This is a genomic window from Marinobacterium maritimum (genome assembly GCF_039523155.1).
Classification (GTDB): domain Bacteria; phylum Pseudomonadota; class Gammaproteobacteria; order Pseudomonadales; family Balneatricaceae; genus Marinobacterium; species Marinobacterium maritimum.
In genome coordinates this window covers 146,966-165,573 of sequence record NZ_BAAAET010000001.1, presented here as the reverse complement: position 1 = coordinate 165,573, position 18,608 = coordinate 146,966, and the positions used below count along the sequence as shown (strand labels likewise).

The 18,608-nt window shown below is 60.6% G+C and carries 16 protein-coding genes; 1 reads left to right on the top strand and 15 read right to left on the bottom strand.

Going from position 1 to position 18,608, the window contains the following annotated elements:
• Nucleotide 1: 1 nt before the first annotated feature.
• The 12 genes from ABD013_RS00745 to mraZ form a co-directional block, all read right to left on the bottom strand.
• Nucleotides 2-934, bottom strand: coding sequence for a D-alanine--D-alanine ligase (locus ABD013_RS00745; RefSeq protein WP_343800779.1), 933 nt, complete (start codon nucleotides 932-934; stop codon nucleotides 2-4).
• An 11-nt stretch (nucleotides 935-945) separates the two neighbouring features.
• The gene (gene murC, locus ABD013_RS00740) at nucleotides 946-2,352 is read right to left on the bottom strand and encodes a UDP-N-acetylmuramate--L-alanine ligase (protein ID WP_343803928.1); all 1,407 of its coding nucleotides are present in this window, start codon (nucleotides 2,350-2,352) and stop codon (nucleotides 946-948) included.
• 41 nt (nucleotides 2,353-2,393) lie between these two features.
• Complete coding sequence (gene murG / locus ABD013_RS00735; protein WP_343800776.1) at nucleotides 2,394-3,476, bottom strand: undecaprenyldiphospho-muramoylpentapeptide beta-N-acetylglucosaminyltransferase; 1,083 nt, start codon at nucleotides 3,474-3,476, stop codon at nucleotides 2,394-2,396.
• Entirely contained in the window at nucleotides 3,473-4,705 is a 1,233-nt protein-coding gene (gene ftsW / locus ABD013_RS00730; protein ID WP_343800773.1) for a putative lipid II flippase FtsW, read from the bottom strand. Before ftsW ends, murG begins: the two co-directional genes overlap by 4 nt.
• The gene (gene murD, locus ABD013_RS00725) at nucleotides 4,702-6,051 is read right to left on the bottom strand and encodes a UDP-N-acetylmuramoyl-L-alanine--D-glutamate ligase (RefSeq protein ID WP_343800770.1); all 1,350 of its coding nucleotides are present in this window, start codon (nucleotides 6,049-6,051) and stop codon (nucleotides 4,702-4,704) included. The genes ftsW and murD overlap by 4 nt, the downstream gene beginning before the upstream one ends.
• Nucleotides 6,052-6,066: 15 nt before the next feature.
• Nucleotides 6,067-7,149 carry a phospho-N-acetylmuramoyl-pentapeptide-transferase gene (gene mraY / locus ABD013_RS00720; RefSeq protein ID WP_343800767.1) on the bottom strand — a complete coding sequence of 361 codons (1,083 nt, stop codon included), beginning with the start codon at nucleotides 7,147-7,149 and terminating at the stop codon, nucleotides 6,067-6,069.
• A 4-nt stretch (nucleotides 7,150-7,153) separates the two neighbouring features.
• Nucleotides 7,154-8,527 (bottom strand): UDP-N-acetylmuramoyl-tripeptide--D-alanyl-D-alanine ligase, encoded by a 1,374-nt coding sequence (locus ABD013_RS00715; protein ID WP_343800764.1) that lies wholly within the window; start codon nucleotides 8,525-8,527, stop codon nucleotides 7,154-7,156.
• Nucleotides 8,524-10,038: a UDP-N-acetylmuramoyl-L-alanyl-D-glutamate--2,6-diaminopimelate ligase gene (locus ABD013_RS00710; RefSeq protein ID WP_343800761.1), complete on the bottom strand. Its 1,515-nt coding sequence runs from the start codon at nucleotides 10,036-10,038 to the stop codon at nucleotides 8,524-8,526. The genes ABD013_RS00715 and ABD013_RS00710 overlap by 4 nt, the downstream gene beginning before the upstream one ends.
• Entirely contained in the window at nucleotides 10,035-11,753 is a 1,719-nt protein-coding gene (locus ABD013_RS00705) for a peptidoglycan D,D-transpeptidase FtsI family protein (RefSeq protein ID WP_343800759.1), read from the bottom strand. The genes ABD013_RS00710 and ABD013_RS00705 overlap by 4 nt, the downstream gene beginning before the upstream one ends.
• Nucleotides 11,740-12,051 (bottom strand): cell division protein FtsL, encoded by a 312-nt coding sequence (ftsL, locus tag ABD013_RS00700; protein WP_343800757.1) that lies wholly within the window; start codon nucleotides 12,049-12,051, stop codon nucleotides 11,740-11,742. The genes ABD013_RS00705 and ftsL overlap by 14 nt, the downstream gene beginning before the upstream one ends.
• A 98-nt stretch (nucleotides 12,052-12,149) precedes the next feature.
• Nucleotides 12,150-13,088, bottom strand: a complete 939-nt coding sequence (gene rsmH, locus ABD013_RS00695; RefSeq protein ID WP_343800751.1) for a 16S rRNA (cytosine(1402)-N(4))-methyltransferase RsmH — start codon at nucleotides 13,086-13,088, stop codon at nucleotides 12,150-12,152.
• Between the two features lie 21 nt (nucleotides 13,089-13,109).
• Nucleotides 13,110-13,562: a division/cell wall cluster transcriptional repressor MraZ gene (mraZ, locus tag ABD013_RS00690; protein WP_343800746.1), complete on the bottom strand. Its 453-nt coding sequence runs from the start codon at nucleotides 13,560-13,562 to the stop codon at nucleotides 13,110-13,112.
• Between the two features lie 518 nt (nucleotides 13,563-14,080).
• On the opposite strand from mraZ, the gene ABD013_RS00685 reads away from it, so the two are divergent.
• Entirely contained in the window at nucleotides 14,081-15,466 is a 1,386-nt protein-coding gene (locus tag ABD013_RS00685) for a dihydrolipoyl dehydrogenase (protein ID WP_343800743.1), read from the top strand.
• 39 nt (nucleotides 15,467-15,505) lie between these two features.
• On the opposite strand, the gene ABD013_RS00680 is transcribed toward ABD013_RS00685, so the two are convergent.
• Genes ABD013_RS00680 through ABD013_RS00670 form a run of 3 tightly spaced genes read right to left on the bottom strand, consistent with a single transcriptional unit; the run spans nucleotide 15,506 to nucleotide 18,576 of the window.
• The gene (locus ABD013_RS00680) at nucleotides 15,506-17,158 is read right to left on the bottom strand and encodes an electron transfer flavoprotein-ubiquinone oxidoreductase (protein WP_343800740.1); all 1,653 of its coding nucleotides are present in this window, start codon (nucleotides 17,156-17,158) and stop codon (nucleotides 15,506-15,508) included.
• Complete coding sequence (locus ABD013_RS00675) at nucleotides 17,155-17,808, bottom strand: TetR family transcriptional regulator (RefSeq protein WP_343800737.1); 654 nt, start codon at nucleotides 17,806-17,808, stop codon at nucleotides 17,155-17,157. Before ABD013_RS00675 ends, ABD013_RS00680 begins: the two co-directional genes overlap by 4 nt.
• Nucleotides 17,809-17,820: 12 nt before the next feature.
• Complete coding sequence (locus ABD013_RS00670) at nucleotides 17,821-18,576, bottom strand: SDR family NAD(P)-dependent oxidoreductase (protein WP_239041784.1); 756 nt, start codon at nucleotides 18,574-18,576, stop codon at nucleotides 17,821-17,823.
• Nucleotides 18,577-18,608: the final 32 nt, after the last annotated feature.

Sequence of the window (18,608 nt, the reverse complement as noted above, 5' to 3'; positions counted from 1 at the left end):
CTTACGCCTCGGCGATACTCAGAATCTCGACCACCAGCTGTTCAAAGCTGATACCGGCCTCTCGTGCCATCATGGGCACCAGGCTGTGATCCGTCATGCCCGGTGCGGTATTAACCTCCAGCAGCTGGAAATGGCCATCGGCATCCATCATCGCATCAACACGCCCCCAGCCGCGGCAGCCCGCCACGTTGAACGCCTGCAGCGCCAGCTGCTGCAGGGTGTCCGTCTGCGCCTCGGTCAGGCGGGTATCGAAATGGTAATGGGTATCGGCCGCCGCATACTTGGCATCGAAGTCATAGAAATCGTGCGGTGTTTCCAGCCGAATCACCGGCAACGGCTGACCATTCAGCAGCGCGATGGTGAACTCGGGACCATTGACCCACTGCTCGGCAATGACACAGCTGTCGTACTCTCGAGCAGCCGAAAACGCACTTTCCAGCTCTTCCCGGTTGCGCACTTTGCTCATACCGATGCTGGAGCCTTCATGTGCCGGCTTGACCATCATCGGGTACCCCAGCTGAGCCTCGACAACCCCCAGATCGGTATCGGCATCCAGCACCGCGAACGCCGGTGTCGGCAAGCCTGCCCCCTGCCACAGCTGCTTGCAACGCAGCTTGTCCATGCCCAGCGCAGACGCGGCCACACCACTACCGGTGTAGGGCTTGCCCATCATCTCCAGCACGCCCTGAATGGTGCCGTCCTCGCCACCACGGCCGTGCAGAATCAGGAAGGCGCGATCAAACTCGCTGTCCAGCAGCTGAGCAACGGGATTGGTACCGGCACAGCCCAGATCGATACCGAAAGCATCCACCCCGGCAGACTGCAGCCCCTTGAGCACCTCGTTTCCGCTGCGCAGAGAGATCTCACGCTCGGCGGAGGTCCCGCCCATAATTACCGCAACTCGTCCGAAAGCCGCCATGTCTGTTGTTTGCATCTGATCACTCATCATTCTGCACCCTTGGGTTCTCGCACCAGGGATTCGTTGACCAACTGGTGAGCCAGGCTGGTGATATTGCCGGCCCCCTGAGTCAGCAGCAGGTCGCCCGGCTGCAGCACATTGCGCAGGATTTCGGCGACCCCTTCAGGCCCTTCGACATACACCGGCTCAACGCCACGCTGACGGATACTGCGGCACAGGCTGCGTGAGTCGGCTCCCGGAATAGGCTCCTCACCGGCCGGGTAGACTTCCATCAACAGCAGCAGGTCCACTTCCGACAGCACCTTGACGAAATCTTCATAGAGATCGCGGGTACGGGTATAACGGTGCGGCTGATGAATCATCACCAGGCGCCGCTCGGGCCATCCCTCACGGATCGCCTTGATCACCGCCTGCACCTCGGTCGGGTGATGACCGTAATCATCCACCAGGGTTACCTCGCCACCGGCCACCGGCAGTTCACCCAGCACCTGGAAGCGACGGCCTACGCCCTCGAAACGATCCAGTGCACGCACGATGGCTCCCTCATCGATACCCTCGTCCAGCGCCACGGCGATGCAGGCCAGTGCATTGAGTACGTTATGCCGGCCCGGCATGTTGACGCACACGTCCAGCGGCGCCTGACTCCCCGGGCGCTGCACTGTGAAGCAGGTTCTCATGCCCTGCTGGCGGATATCCACGGCACGGTAATCAGCACCCTCATGGAAGCCATAAGTCAGTACCGGTCGGCTGACTTCAGGCAGAATCTCGCGTACCACCGGGTCTTCGGTGCAGAGCACCGCCAGACCATAGAACGGCAGGTTGTGCAGGAAGCTGACAAAGGTCTGCTTCAGCTTGCCGAAGTCACCGCCATAGGTATCCATGTGGTCGGCATCAATATTGGTAACGATCGCCACCATCGGCTGCAGATGCAGGAAGGAGGCATCGCTTTCGTCCGCCTCCGCCACCAGGTAGCGACTACCGCCCAGCTGCGCGTTGGTGCCGGCACTATTGAGGCGGCCACCGATGACGAAGGTGGGATCCAGCCCGGCTTCCGCCATGATGGAAGCCATCAGGCTGGTCGTCGTGGTCTTGCCGTGGGTACCGGCAACGGCGATGCCGTGACGGTAACGCATCAGTTCAGCCAGCATCTCGGCACGGCGCACGATCGGAATGCGCGACTCACGTGCCGCTACCACTTCCGGGTTATCAACCTTGACCGCGGTCGAGGTCACCACTACATCGGCCCGGCTTACATTGCTTTCAGCGTGGCCAATGAAGATTTCGGCGCCCAGCGCCTGCAAGCGTTCGGTGGTTGCCGAGGGTCGAATATCAGAACCGGTGATTTCGTAGCCCTGGTTCAGCAACACCTCGGCGATGCCGCACATGCCAACACCACCGATACCGACAAAGTGGATCCGACGGATACGGCGCATTTCAGGCACTTCATATACTTTCACACTGCGGTTCACCGCTTTCACTGCATAACCTCCAGGCAGACCGCTGCTACCCTGTCACTGGCATCAGGGCGCGCTTGCTGTCGTGCGCGCCGGGCCATATCCAATAATGTGTTTCGATCGTTCAGCTCAGTCAGCAAAGCCGACAGGCGAACGGCATCCAGTTCAGTCTGTTGAATCACCTGAGCCGCACCCGCTGCCTGCAGATGCTGAGCGTTGGCGGTCTGGTGGTCATCCACCGCGTGCGGGAAAGGCACAAACACCGCGGCAAGGCCGGCAATCTCGATCTCGCTGACCGTCAGCGCACCGGCGCGGCAGAGCACCAGGTCCGCCCAGCCATAGGCCTTGTCCATACGATCGATGAACGGCACCACACTGGCTTCAACACCAGCATCTGCATAGGCCTGCTGGGTCACTTCCAGGTGGCGCTTGCCGGTCTGGTGCCATACCTGCGGGCGCTGCTCAGGCGGCAGTTTTGCCAGCGCCTGCGGCAGCACCTGGTTGATCGCCAGAGCGCCCAGGCTGCCCCCCACGACCAGCAATCGCAGCGGCCCGTCCCGCTCAGCCATTCGCTGCTCAGGCGCGTCCAGCTCAAGAATGGGACCACGCACCGGGTTGCCGGTAGTTTCCACCCCCTTGCGGCCGGCGAAGGCCTTGGGGAATGCCTGCAACACGCGCTTGGCGAAGCGGGCCAGTGTCTTGTTGGTCATGCCCGGAATGGCGTTCTGCTCATGCACCACCAGCGGCGTGCGCAACAACCAGGCCGCCAGGCCTCCGGGGCCAGACGCAAAACCGCCCATGCCCAGCACCGCATCGGGACGCACCCGGCGCAGCACCGCCAGTGCCTGCCCTAATGCATTGGCAAGGCGGAAGGGTGCCAGCAGCAAGCTTAACCGCCCCTTGCCACGCAGCCCGGTTACGGAAATTCGATGCAGCGGAATGCCGGCCGCCGGTACGATCTCGTTCTCGATCCCGGTGCGACTGCCCAGCCATTCGACCTCAATGCCCTGCTGCTGTAGCTTCTCGGCCGTGGCCAGCGCCGGGAATACATGCCCACCGGTGCCGCCGGCCATGATCAGCACTTTACGTGCCCGGGTGCTCATTCCGCTTTCTCCTCAATTCTCAACAACCGCCTCAACCAGGGCAGCTCATGCGGCTGCATCTTCAGCCGCTGGCATTTCAATTCGTAATCAACCCGCAGTACGATGGCGATCATGGTCGCGCACACCAGCAGACTGGAGCCGCCATAACTGAGCAGCGGCAGCGTCAGCCCCTTGGTCGGCAGCGCACCGACATTCACGCCGATGTTGATCAACGCCTGACCGGCGATGATGAAACCAAAGCCGTAGGTCAGATAGGCCATGTAAAAGCGCTGCTGCTTCTCAGCCTGGCGCCCGATGCGGAACATGCGCGCCACCATCAGCACATAGAGCCCGATAATCAGCAGCGCACCGACCAGGCCCAGCTCCTCGGCCAGCACGGAGTAAACGAAGTCCGTGTGCGCTTCGGGCAGGTAAAACAGTTTCTGCACGCTGTTGCCCAGACCGGTGCCGAACCAGTCACCACGACCAAAAGCGATCTGCGCCTGCGACAGCTGATAACCGGCGCCATAGGGATCGGCCCAGGGATCGGTAAAGCTTTTCAGGCGTTCCAGTCGATAGGACTGGGAAAACGCCAGTGCCGCAATCAGGCCACCGCCACCCAGCACCACAACCACCAGCTGGGCGAACTGCATGCCGCCCAGAAATACGATACCGGCCACGGTGCCAACCATCACCACCAGCGCACCGTAATCGGGCTCCGCCAGCAGCAGCGCACCGTAGATACCCATGGGGATCACTGGTTTGATCACGCCCCACCAGCTGTTACGCACCTCATCCAGACGACGCATCAGGTAGCCGCTGACGAAGATCACCATGCACGCCTTGGCGATCTCGGAGGCCTGCAGGTTGACCGGCCCCAGGCCGATCCAGCGCCGGGAGCCGTTAACCTCACGACCGATACCGGGCACCAGCACCAGAATCAGCAGCAGCAGACCGAACACCAGCAGCGGCACGCTGTACTTCTCCCAGGTGCGCACTGGTATAAAGGCTGCGGCTGTGGCACAGAGCAGCGCCAGCAACACGAAGCTGCCATGGCGAATGATAAAGTGGGCCGAGGAACCGAAGTCGCGCGCCGCCACATCCATGGACGCCGAAGTAATCATCACCAGACCGGTCAGCATCAATGCCAGCGCGCAGCACAGCAGCAGCGGGTCCATCGGGGCAATCCCCTCTGGCACTCGCATCCGTGCCGGCAATGCCGGTATTGGCAGCCTCAGGCCCAGTTTCACGTCAGCGCCTCCACGGCCTGAACAAAGCGCTCGCCCCGCTCGGCATAACCGGTGAACATATCGAAGCTGGCACAGGCCGGTGACAACAGCACGATATCACCTTCGTGCGCCAGCTCGTGCGCCAGCGCAACGGCGGACGGCATCGAAGCGGCAAAGTGCGTCTGCGCCGGCGATACCTCCGCCGCGATCAGCTCCGCATCGCGACCGATCAGGACCAGGTCGCGACTGAAACGCTGCAGGGGTGCATTCAGCTCGGCAAAGGACTGATCCTTGCCGACACCACCGGCGATCAGAATCAGTTGCGCCCCCTCTGCCAGGGTTGCACCCAATCCTTCCAGTGCCGCCAGGGTTGCCCCCACGTTGGTGCCCTTGGAGTCATTGAAATAGCTGACCCCCTCAATCTCGGCAACCCACTGGCAACGATGTTCCAGCCCGGCAAAATTCTGCAGCGCTTCCAACGCCGCGGCGCGCGGAATGGCAACCGCATCAGCCAGCGCCAGTGCAGCCAGCGCATTGGCCAGGTTATGGCGACCACGGATTTTCAGTGCCGATTCCGGCAACAGGCAATCCAGGCCGCAGGCAAGCCAGATTTCACCGTCCTGCTCACGCAGCCCGTACTGTTTCAGATCCGGTTCATTGAGCCCGAAACTGCGCAGCTCAACCCCCTGTGCCAACAGCGGCTGGGTCAGTGCATCCTGACGATTCGCCACCACCACGGCCGCGCCGCGATAGATACGCTGCTTGGTCAGGGTGTAGTCCTGCATGCCTTCGTAACGGTCAAGATGATCCGGGCTGACATTGAGTACGGTTGCCGCCGCCGCACGCAGCTCATGCGTCGTTTCCAGCTGGAAACTGGACAGCTCCAGTACATAGAGCTCCGTGGGCTGCTGCAGCAGATCCAGTGCCGGCGTACCAATATTGCCGCCCACACCAACCTTGATGCCGGCCTGCTCAGCCATCAGTCCGACCAGGGTGGTGACGGTACTCTTGGCGTTGGAGCCGGTAATCGCCACGATCGGCGCCTCGGCTTCGCGGCAGAACAGGTCGATATCGCCGATCAGCGCGGCACCGGCAGCCGTCGCCGCCTGGATGGCGGGGTGGCGCTTGTCGATTCCGGGGCTGATCACCAGCTCCTGTGCCTGACTGAGCCAGTCACTGTCCAGCTCGCCCAGGCGCAGCTCCACGCCGGGAAATTCGGCACGGAACGCCTCTGCCGCAGCCGGTGCCTCGCGGGTATCACAGACTGCAAAAGGCACACCGGCACGACGAAAATAGCGTGCGCAGGAGAGCCCGGTCTGGCCCAGACCGATGATGATGCGCTGCTTGTCAGTGGTGATCAGGCTCAATCCTCTGCTCTCCCGTTAGCGGATTTTCAACGATGCCAGACCGATCAGCACCAGTACCACGGTGATGATCCAGAAACGTACGATCACGCGTGGTTCCGGCCAGCCCTTGAGCTCGAAATGGTGGTGAATCGGCGCCATACGGAAGATGCGGCGACCGGTCAGCTTGAACGATGCCACCTGCAGGATCACCGACACGGTTTCCATCACGAACACGCCGCCCATGATCACCAACACCAGTTCCTGGCGTACGATCACGGCGACAACACCCAGTGCAGCGCCCAGCGACAGGGCACCCACATCACCCATGAATACCTGGGCCGGATAGGTGTTGAACCAGAGGAAACCGAGCCCGGCACCGACGATGGCGCCGCAGAAGATGATCAGCTCACCGGAACCGGCTACGTAGGGAATATGCAGGTAATTGGCAAACTGGGCATGGCCGCTCAGGTAGGCAAATACCGCCAGCGCGGCCGCCACCATGACCGTCGGCATGATCGCCAGACCATCGAGACCATCCGTCAGGTTGACAGCGTTGGAACTGCCCACAATGACAAAGTAGGTGAATACGATGAAGAAGATTCCCAGGTCGATCGCCACGTCCTTGAAGAACGGCAGGATCAGCTGGGTTTCTACCGGCGATTGCGCCGTCATATAGAGCACGACTGCCGCTCCGATGCCGCCGATCGACTGCCAGAAATACTTCCAGCGTGCCGGCAGGCCTCGCGGGTTCTTTTCGACCACCTTGCGCCAGTCATCGACCCAGCCCACGGCGCCAAAGATCAGGGTTACGATCAGCGTTACCCAGACGTAGCGACTGCTCAGATCACTCCACAGCAGCGTACTGATGGCGATCGACAGCAGGATCAGGGCACCACCCATAGTGGGCGTACCGGCTTTGCTCAGGTGCGACTGGGGACCGTCATCACGCACCGCCTGACCAATCTGCTTGGACTTCAGCTGACGGATCAACCAGGGCCCCAGAAACAGCGAAATCCCCAACGCGGTCAGAATACCCATGATGCCGCGCAGGGTGATGTAGCGGAACACCCCGAAGCCGGAATAGAACTGGGACAGGTAATCGGCGAGTAGCAAAAGCATGGTGTCAGTGTTCCCCTTCAAGCAGGGCTGTAACCACCCTGTCCATCTGCGCGCTGCGCGATCCCTTGACCAGAATCGTGGTTTCGGGTGCCAGCAGTGTTTTCAATCGTTCAATCAATGTCGCTTGTTCCGTAAAGTGTTCTGCGCCCACCCGGAGTGAAGCGAACGCATCCGCTGCTGCCTGCATTTTCGGCCCGGTCACCAGCAGGCGCTCGATGCCACGCTCAGCCGCATAACGGCCAACCTCGGCATGCAAACGCGGGGAGTCCTCACCCAGTTCGGCCATGTCACCCAGCACCAGAATCCGCTGACCCGGCAGCTGCGCCAGCAGGTCAGTGGCCGCCTTGATCGCATCGGCATTGGCGTTGTAACTGTCGTCAATCACCAGTGCCCCGCTGCTCAGGCGGTGCGGGCTCAAACGACCGGCCACGGGCGTGAACCGGTCCAGCACACCGGCGATCTGCGGTAATGGCTGACCAGCAGCTACCCAGGCGGCGGCCGCCGCCGTGGCGTTGGCCACATTGTGCCGACCGAGAATCTGCAGATTGACCGGCAGCTGGTCGGTACCGTCATCCAGCACAAAGCGCCAGCTGCCATCGACATTCATCTGCAGCCGGCTGGCACTGATATCCGCCGCCCCGTTTTCAACGCCGAAGGTGAACACCCGGCGCTTGAGTCGGTGCAGGCGTTCAATCCAGGCTGATGCGTGGGGTGAATCCAGGTTCACGACCCCGACACCGCCCTCACGCAGTCCGCCAAAAATCTCGCCCTTGGCCCGGACAACGCCCTCGAGACCGCCAAAACCTTCCAGATGCGCACCCATGGCATTGTTCAACACGGCCACATCCGGTCGCGTGAACGCGACCGTGCGCGCAATTTCGCCCTGGGCACTGGCACCCAGCTCGATCACCGCCGAGCGGTGCTCCGGCGCCAGACGCAACAGGGTCAGTGGTGCACCAATCTCGTTATTGAGATTGCCCTCGGTGGCCAGCACCTCCCCCCGAGTGGCCAGCAGACCGGCCAGCATTTCCTTGACCGTGGTTTTGCCGCCACTGCCGGTGACCGCAAAAACCGGTGCGCGGAACAGCGAGCGGTTGTAACCGCCCAGCTGCCCCAGCGCCTTTAAGGTGTCGGTGACAACCAACTGGGGCAGCCGGGTGTCGACCTTATGGTCCACCACGACCGCCGCAGCCCCCTTCAACTCGGCAGCACCGACAAAATCGTGCCCGTCAAAACTCGGGCCTTTCAGTGCAACGAAAAGATCGCCCGGCGCCAGAATACGACTGTCGGTCACGACCCGTTGCAACGAGCAATTTTCACCCAGCTGCTGCGCACCCAGCACCTGCTGGAGCTCATTCAGCTCGAAGGCGCGCATCATACATCAGCTCCTTCCTGCAATACATGCCAAGCCTTTTGACAGTCATCAAAAGGCTCCTTGACTCCCTTGATCTCCTGGTAGGCCTCATGCCCCTTGCCGGCAATCAGCACCAGGTCTTCAGCATTCGCGTGATTGATCGCCCATCGAATCGCCGCTTCCCGCTCTACTTCCACATGGGCCGCCGCATCAGGCAGCACACCCGCCAGGATCTCCTTGATAATTGCCTGCGGTGACTCGGAACGGGGGTTATCGCTGGTGATCACCAGCTGATCCGCCAGCTCGGCAGCAATGCGCCCCATCTCCGGACGCTTGCCAGCGTCGCGATCACCACCACAGCCAAACACGCAGATCAGCTGCCCCTGCGCCGGGCGATGCAGGCGAAGCGCCTGCAGCGCCTGCGCCAGCGCATCGGGTGTATGGGCAAAATCGACGACAACGGCCGGGGCATGTGCCACTGCCGGCAGCGCCTGCATGCGACCTGCGACCGGTTTTACTCTGCCCAGCACCTCTGCAATCCGCGCCAACGGATAGTCCAGCAACTGCAGCAGGCTGGCACAGAGCAGCAGATTGCTGACGTTGAAGCTGCCCATCAGCGAGGTTTTCACCTCGGCACGTTCCTGATCACCAACCAGGGTGAATGCAGCACCTTCCGGGGCGAAACTCAGCCCATCAACGCCCAGATCAGCACCCGGCTCACTCACGGCGAAACTGAGGACTTTTGCCTTGGCAGGCTTCAGGCGCTGCCACAAAGTACGGCCAAACACATCGTCGACATTGATCGCCTGCAGCGCAGGCGCATGATCGATGAACAGCTTCGCCTTGGCATCCCCATAGGCCGCCATGTCACCGTGGTAGTCCAGATGATCACGGGTCAGGTTGGTAAACCCGGCCGCGGCAAAACGCAAACCGGCAACCCGCTGCTGATCCAGTGCGTGGCTGGACACCTCCATCACCACATAATCGGCTCCCGCCTGCTTCAATTCGGCCAGCAGCGCCTGCAATGCGATCGCATCCGGCGTGGTATGGGTCGCAGACTGGAGGTCATCGAGAAAACCGTTGCCCAGGGTACCGATTACGGCGGCACGCTGCCCCAGCTGTTCCAGCGCCTGAGCCAGATAGTTGCTGCAGGAGGTCTTGCCATTGGTGCCGGTAATGCCGATGACCTTAAGATGATGGCTGGGGTTACCGTAAAAACGGCTGGCCACTTCACCCACCACGGCGTCCAGATCGGTCACCTCGAGCAGTGGCACCCTGACTTGCGCCCGCTCTGCCGCGCTCAGCTCATCACGTTCAACAACGACCGCAACCGCCCCCTGCTGCTGGGCATCGGCGATAAAGTCCGCGCCACGGCAGGACACACCGTTGCGGGCAAAGAACAGATCACCCGGCTTGACCTTTCGACTGTCCAGCGTCAGACCGGACACCATCACCGGCGTTTCAATCGGCAAAGCCGCGAGCGTCGAGGACGCTTGCGGCAACAGGGTCAGCAGGGACTGGGTATAAAGACTCATTGCATCGCCACCTGTGAAGACGCGGGTTCAGGCCACTTATCCGGCGGCACATTTAGCAGCCTTAATGCCCCGCCCGCGATCCTTGAAAAGATCGGCGCGGCCACCAGGCCCCCGTAATATTCCTGCCCCTTGGGGTTGTCTACCATCACGGCAATCACAAAGCGCGGATTACTGATCGGCACCACTCCGGTGAATACGGAGACATATTTATCTTCGGCATAGCCACCGCCGCTGGCCTTGTGCACGGTGCCGGTCTTGCCGCCGACTCGGTAGCCTTCAACAGCGGCGCGCCGCCCGGTACCGGCCGGCCCGATTACCGTCTCCATCATTTCCAGCACCTGGGGTGCGACCCCTGGCGGCATAACCCGCATTCCCGCGCTTGGCTGAGTCTGTTTCAACAGGGTGGCCGGACGGAAAACGCCGTCCGCCGCCAACGGCACATAGGACTGCGCCAGCTGAAGCAAAGTCGTGGACAGGCCATAACCGTAGGACATGGTGGCCCGCTCGACCCGCTGACGCTCATTCAGGTAGGGCAGCACGCCCGTGCGTTCACCCGGAAACCCGGTACCGGTGTCCTTGCCCAGCCCTACATTGGACAACAGATTGCGGACAGTATCCGGCCCCATATCCAGCGTCAGCTTGGTCACACCAACGTTGCTGGATTTGGTGATGATGCCAGTCAGACTCAACTCACCGTAATCACGGTGATCCTTGATCGTCGCGCCAGACACGCGAATGTAGCCCGGAGAGGTATCGACAATGCTGTCACGGGTGTACTTGCCGCTCATCATCGCCGCCGCCACGGTAAACGGCTTGATGGTGGAACCGGGCTCGAACAGGTCGGTCAGCGCCCGATTGCGCAGCGCTGACGTTTTCAGTTCGGAGCGGTCGTTAGGGTTGTAGGAGGGCTGATTGACCAGCGCCAGCACTTCACCGGTGTGGGCATCCAGCACAACAGCCGAACCGGAGTCTGCCTTGTGTACCTCGACCGCCGCTTTCATCTCGCGATAGGCCATGTACTGCACACGCAGGTCGATACTCAGCTGCAGATCCTCACCGGGATCGGCATCCTGCAATGAGCGAATATGCTTGATGGTGCGACCCACCCGATCCTTGAGTACCAGCTTGCGCCCGGGCTCGCCGCGCAAGCTGTGGTTGTAGGCCAGCTCCAGTCCCTCCTGACCTTCTCCATCCACATTGGTAAAGCCAACCAGGTGAGTACTGACTTCGCCGGACGGGTAATAGCGCTTGTACTCGCGATCAACGTGAATGCCGGTCACGCCAAGCGACTCGACCTTTTCAGCCAGCTCCGGTGTAACCTGGCGCTTGAGATAGAGAAAGCGGCGCTCACGATTGGCGGACAACTCTGCCTTGAGCTCATGCGGGCGCTTGCCCAGCAATTGAGCCAGGCGAGTCAGACCGGCATGCTGCAGGTCAGCCTTGAGCGGATCGGCCCAGACGGTTGCCACCGGTGCACTGACCGCCAACGGCTCACCGTTGCGATCGCTGATAACACCTCGGTGGGCCGGGATCAGCATGGTGCGCAGTGAGCGGGCATCCCCCTGACTGCGCAGAAAGTCCTGATCATTGGTATAGAGCGAGAAGAGTTTTGAAGTGATTGCAGCCACAATCAGGGCGAGCAGCACCACGACCAGCCAGATTCGCCAGCCCCGCGCTGCTTGATTCTGAATGTCACTCGCTTTATCGCTGCTCATTGCGCACGATCTCGATCGCTTCGGTTGCAGGCACTACCATGTTCATTTTGTCCGCGGCCACTGCCTCGACCCGGTGATGTGCGGACCAGACACTCTGCTCCAGCAGGTACTGCCCCCACTCCACCTGCAGATCATCCCACTGCTGCACCAGAACCTGGTGCTGGTTGAACAGCCGGCGGTACTCATATGCCGAGAAGATCACCGCCATGGCGCTTCCCATCACCATCAGGGTAAGCAACAAACTGGTCGCAGCAGGTACGAACACCTCACTACCACTCAGCATCCTGCTCGGTTGCATCGTGTCCTTTCTCGCCGGTCTGACCTGAGGCAACTTTGCCTTCAGTGCCTGCGCCCAACTGCCGACGTCGGGACGCTTGACCTTGAACCGGGGCAGTTTCATGCCAGCTTGATCGCCGCTCGCATAACGGCACTGCGTGCGCGCGGGTTGTTGTTCAGCTCATCCTTACCCGCCTTCACTGCCTTGCCGGCGGATTTCAGTCGCCGCTTCAGCATCTCATCGGTCACCGGCACGCCCGGCGGCAGATGCTCGTCACCTTTCACATGGCGACGGATGAAGCGCTTGACGATACGGTCTTCCAGCGAATGGAAGCTGATCACCACCAGCCGACCGCCGGGCGCCAGCACTTCCAGCGCCTGGTCCAGACAAGCTTCAACATCTGCCAATTCACGGTTGATATGGATGCGAATCCCCTGGAAGGCACGGGTAGCCGGGTGCTTGCCCTTTTCCCAGCGGGGGTTGGCTTCGGAGATAATCTTGGCCAGGCGCGCGGTCGTGGTGATCGGTTCCTCTTCACGCTCAGCCACGATCGCCCGCGCCATCCGGCGGGAAAAGCGCTCTTCGCCGTACTGATAAATCACATCGGCGATTTCGGTTTCGGAGGCGCGATTGATCCAGTCGGCGGCACTTTCACCGGAGGTGGTATCCATGCGCATGTCCAGCGGACCGTCGTTGAGGAAACTGAAGCCACGCTCGGGATCATCCAGCTGAGGTGAGCTGACGCCAAGGTCCAGCAGCACGCCACTGACCTTACCCACCAGACCGCGCTGCTCGACAAATGACTGCAATTGAGCGAAGGAACCGTGCTCAATACTGAAACGCGATTCGCCGGCAAAGCGTTCGTGGGCGTGACGGATCGCTTCCGGATCCTTGTCGATCGCCATCAGGTGCCCCTGCTCCGACAGCTGCTCGAGCACCAGCGCACTGTGACCGCCGCGCCCGAAGGTTCCGTCGATATAAAAACCGTCGGGATCCTGGACCAGTTCCTTAACCGCCTCGTTAAGCAGTACGGTAATATGACTGAATGTCTGACTCATGTTGTTCCGTCGTTATGTCCGTTAGAGCGACAGACTCTGCAGTTCCGGCGGGATCTCGTCCTCGCCATCCACTTGCAGGTACTCGTCGCGCGTACTGTTCCAGAGCGCCTCACTCCAGATCTCGAATTTATTCCCCTGGCCAAGCAGAATGATCTTCTTGTCCAGCTCGGCGTAGTCACGCAGAGGCGCCGGCAATAACATGCGTCCGTTCGCGTCCAGCTCCAGGTCCGTGGCATGTCCGGTCAGCAACCGCTGAATCCGTCGCACCGCCTTGTTGAAACTGGGCAGCGCATCGATCTTTGCCTGGATTTCATCCCATTCGGGCTGTGGATAAAGCAGCAGGCACTGGTCTTCGGTATCAATCGTGACCACCATCCGGCCTTCACAATGACCGTGCACCGACTCGCGATAGCGAGCCGGCAGGGCCATGCGGCCTTTGGCATCCAGATTGATCGGATTGACTCCGCGGAACATGACGCCCACCGCAACCCCCAAATTAACCCACTTTTATCCACTTTTTCCCACTAGGCGACACTATAGGTAGTCAAAGCCATAGATGCAAGGCGATGTAAAGCGGGGGTGACAGTTTTAAGCCGCGCTTTGGATCCGCGATTAAAAAACAGAATTATCCTTGTTTAACAGACACTTAACAAACTTAAAAAAGAAAGAAAAAAGTCTGGAAGCGGCAGTTTTTTCGTGAGCCTGGACTTGAGTTTCACTAATGTAACAGGGGGGCGTTTCATGGCTGAATCAGGGCATACCGCAGTAAATCAACCGTTTAAAAAAGCGTCTACTCAAAACACGTGGAACGATGCTCCAGAAAATTCATACTGAGCGTATCCCTGAATAAAAATTTTGGGGGGCCTTTATCGCCAAACATAAGCAGAACCTAAAACAGATAATACATATATAGATAGGCGTATTATTTTGTAAACAACGACTCTTCGCGGGATCTCTTCCAGATTCCCCCTTTCTGAACAAGGAGAGGTTTCATGCGACATGTAAAGGTGGCCATCATCGGTGCAGGTTCAGCAGGCCTGACCGCTTACCGACAGGCCCGGCAGCATTCGGACTCCGTTGTACTGATCGACTCTGGTCCACTGGGCACAACCTGCGCTCGAGTCGGCTGCATGCCGAGCAAACTGCTCATCGCCGCGGCCGATATCGCCTGGCACGCCCGTCACGGCGCCACCTTCGGCCTCGACATCCCTCAGATCCACGTGGATGGCAAAGCGGTCATGAACCGGGTGCGCAGCCTGCGCGACCGTTTCGTCGGCAAGGTACTCAAGGGAATGGAAGGCATTCCGGCGGAAGATCGGATCAGCAGCCGCGTCCATTTTGTGTCTGATCACGAGCTGCAAACGGAGACCGGCGAGCGGCTGCAGGCGGAGCGCATCGTCATCGCCACCGGCTCACGCCCCAGCATCCCCGGCTTTCTTCATGCCGCCGGCGACCGCCTGCTGATCAATGATGACCTTTTTGAGTGGGAAGAGCTGCCCGAGTCCGTTGTCGTCTTCGGGCCCGGGGTCATTGGTCTGGAGCTGGGCCAGGCGCTAAGCCGCCTGGGTGTACGTATTCGCATGTTAGGCGTCGGCGGGGCTATCGGCCCGATTGAGGATGGCGAGATTCGCCAGGCGGCTCATCAATGCTTCAACGGCGAATTCCCGCTTGATGCCGACGCCTCGGTATCGGCCATTCGTCAGGTGGGCCCGGGTGTCGAAGTCGACTTTCTCGACACTGATGGTACGCCTTGCACCGAGACATTCGATTACCTGCTGGCCGCCACCGGTCGACGCCCCAATGTGGACAACCTGGGACTGGGCAACACCGCCCTGAAACTCGATGAGCATGGCATCCCCCTGTTCGATCCAACGACCCTGCAATGCTCGCTGCCGCATATTTTCATCGCCGGCGATGCCAATAATCACCTGCCGCTGCTGCACGAAGCCTCTGACGAAGGCGCCATTGCCGGACGCAACGCCGCCCGCCTGCCGGATGTGGAGCCCGGACATCGCACCACGCCGCTGGCGGTGGTGTTCTCCGATCCGCAGATCGCTACTGTCGGCCTGCGCCCCTCACAGGTCGAGCAGCAGTATGCGAACCACTTTGCCGTGGCCAGCTTCAACTTCAACGAGCAGGCACGCGCCAAGGTGCTGGCCAAAGACCGGGGGCTGATGAAAATCTGGGCTGAGAAAGACAGCGGCCGCCTGCTCGGTGCCGAGATTCTGGGACCGGATGCCGAGCACTTGGCCCACCTGCTGGCCTGGTCGATGGAGCAACATCTGTCCGTCGACCAGCTGTTGGCGATGCCCTATTACCATCCAGTTATCGAGGAAGGGTTGCGCAGCCTGCTGCGAGACTTGAAGACACTGATCTAGACAGAAAGGGGCGACAACTCGCCCCCCCTTTATCTCGCATTACATGTTGGGGTAGTTCGGTCCACCCGCGCCTTCCGGCACCACCCAGGTGATATTCTGCGCCGGGTCCTTGATGTCGCAGGTCTTGCAATGGACGCAGTTCTGGCCGTTGATCTGGAACTGGGGTCCGTTTTCACCCTCCACCACTTCATAGACGCCCGCCGGACAGAAGCGCTGCGCCGGTTCGGCGAACCTGGGCAGGTTCTGAGCGATCGGGATGCCGGCATCCTTCAGCTGCAGATGACAGGGCTGGTCCTCTTCGTGGTTGGTGTTGGACAGGAACACCGACGAGGGCTTGTCGAACGACAGCACGCCATCCGGTTTCGGGTAGTCAATTTTCACGGACTGATCCGCCGGCTTCAGCTGGGTGTAATCATGTTCGGTGTCATGCAGCGTGACCGGGATCTTGCCGCCGAACCAGTTCTGATCCACATAGTTGAACGCGCCGCCCAGCCAGGTACCCAGCTTGTGCATCGCCGGGCCGAAGTTGCGCGAGCGGTAGAGCTCGTCGTACAGCCAGGACGCCTTGAACGCATCGGTGAAAGCGGACAGATCACGCCCTCCCTCATCACCGGCCAGCAGTGCTTCGGCCACCGCTTCCGCCGCCAGCATGCCGGATTTCATCGCCGTATGGGTGCCCTTGATCTTGCTGAAGTTCAGCGTGCCGGCATCGCAGCCGATCAGCAGCGCACCGGGCATGGTCATCTTCGGCAGTGCATTGAAGCCGCCCTTGGCGATGGCGCGGGCACCGTAGGAGACGCGCTTGCCACCCGCCAGCACCTGGCTGATCTCCGGGTGATGCTTCATGCGCTGGAACTCGTCGAACGGGCTCAGCCATGGGTTGGCGTAGTTCAGGTCGGTGATCAGTCCCACCACCACCTGGCAGTCATCTGTGTGGTAGAGGAAGAAGCCACCACTGGCACCCGCTTCACTCAGCGGCCAGCCGGAGCCATGCACCACCAGGCCGGGCTGGTGCTTGGCCGGGTCGATATCCCAAAGCTCCTTGATACCGATGCCGTAGTGCTGCGGATCGGCGTCCTGATCCAGCTTGAAATGACTGATCAGCTGCTTGCCCAGATGACCGCGGCAGCCTTCGGTAAACAGGGTGTATTTGGCGTGCAGCTCCATGCCGGGCATGTAGTTGGGGCCCTGCTCGCCGGCGGCAGTAACGCCCATATCACCGGTGGCGATACCCTTGACGCTGCCATCGGCGTTGAACAGCACTTCGGCTGCGGCAAAGCCAGGGAAGACTTCCACGCCCAGGGCTTCGGCCTGCTCACCCAGCCAGCGGCAGACATTCCCCAGGCTGACGATATAGTTGCCGTCGTTGTGCATCGGCTTGGGCACCAGGGCATTGGGCAGCACGGTGACGCGCTCAGCATCCTTGAGCATTACCACGCGGTCTTCGGTCACAGCCGTATTCAGTGGTGCCTCCAGCTCTTTCCAGTTAGGGAACAGCTCATCCAGCGCACGGGTTTCCATCACTGCACCGGAGAGGATGTGGGCGCCCACTTCGGAGCCCTTCTCCACCACACAGACGGTCAGTTCCTGCTCGTTGGACTGCGCCAGCTGCATCAGCCGGCAGGCCGCGGACAGACCGGCAGGGCCGGCCCCCACGATGACCACATCAAATTCCATCGATTCACGACTCATACTTCACATACCTCATCATCGACAGAGTCCGGAACAGGCTGTAACGCACTCAGACTGGCGATCACCGTATCCACAAACACGTCTGCATTACTTGAAATCGAAAAATAGCTGGTCCGCTGCAGCCAGCTGGAAACGAAGCCGTCGACCATCGCCTTGATCAACCAGGATGCGGCTTCAGGATCAACACTGACCGGCAACTGGCCACGGCGGATGCCGTTACGGATCACGCTGAGTCGGCGCTGGTGCTGGTAGTCCATGAAGCGGGCCACGGGATCGGAGACCTCGCGTTCACCGACACCCGAACTCTCGCGGATAAACATCAGCATCATCCGCCGGAAGCTGGCGTCATGCTCGATCCGGCTGAGCAGCGTCACCAGCAGCTGACGCAGCTTGCCCAGCGGGTCCTGTTCCTGATCGGACAGGCAGGCATCACTGAGCGCCTTGAATGGCCGGGAATAGTGTTCGCTGATCGCCTCGAACAGATCCCATTTGTTCTTGAAGTGCCAGTAGATCGCCCCGCGGGTGAAGCCGGCTTCCCGGGCAATATCACTCAACCGGGTCGCCGCCACGCCCTGCTCGGAAAACAGCTCAAGGCCCTTTTCCATGATGGCCAGGCGCGTAGCTTCAGCTTCTTCGCGGGTACGACGCATGACACTCTTACCTCAGGAGGTGATGGAACCACCGTTGAGCGGCAGCACCTGACCCGACATCCAGGAGGCTTCACGGGATGCCAGATAGGCCACCGCAGCACCCACGTCTTCCGGTGTTCCGGTACGGCCCACGGCAGTCGCCTTGGCATACTCGGCATAGTCACCGAAGTTGTTCATCGTGCCCAGCGATACCGCATTGGCCGTGATGCCCTTGCGTCCAACCTCATGGGCCAGATGACGCATGAAACCCAGCGCAGCCGACTTGGCAGCTGCATAGTTGGTCAGGCCAAACTGCAAGCCCTGACGCCAGGATTCGGAACTGATAATGATGATGCGACCAAAGCCCTGCTCCACCATGCCATCAACGACACGACGGGTCAGACCCAGAATGGCGCGCAGGTTGAGGTCCAGTTGACGCTCGAAATCCTCGTCGGCCAGATCCTTGAAGTGACGCAATGAATCCGGCATGCCCGGCGGGACACCGGCGTTATTGACCAGAATGCTGACCGGCCCGTACTCGCGTTCGGCGGTGGCCACGATGCTTTCACGTACCTCGGCATCGGTGATATCACCCGGCGCAGCGCAGACGTCAAAGCCTTCTTCACGCAGCTGAGCCACGGCGTTCTCGGCACGCTCGGCGTAATAGTCATTGATCACGACCTTGGCACCCTGAGTCGCCAGCGCGCGAGCAACACCCAGCCCCATTCCCTGGCCGGCACCGGTCACCAGTGCCACCAGGCCTTCAAGTTCAAACAGTTTCTGGCTCATTTTCTTGTCCTTGTATTAGAGCGTTTCTCAAG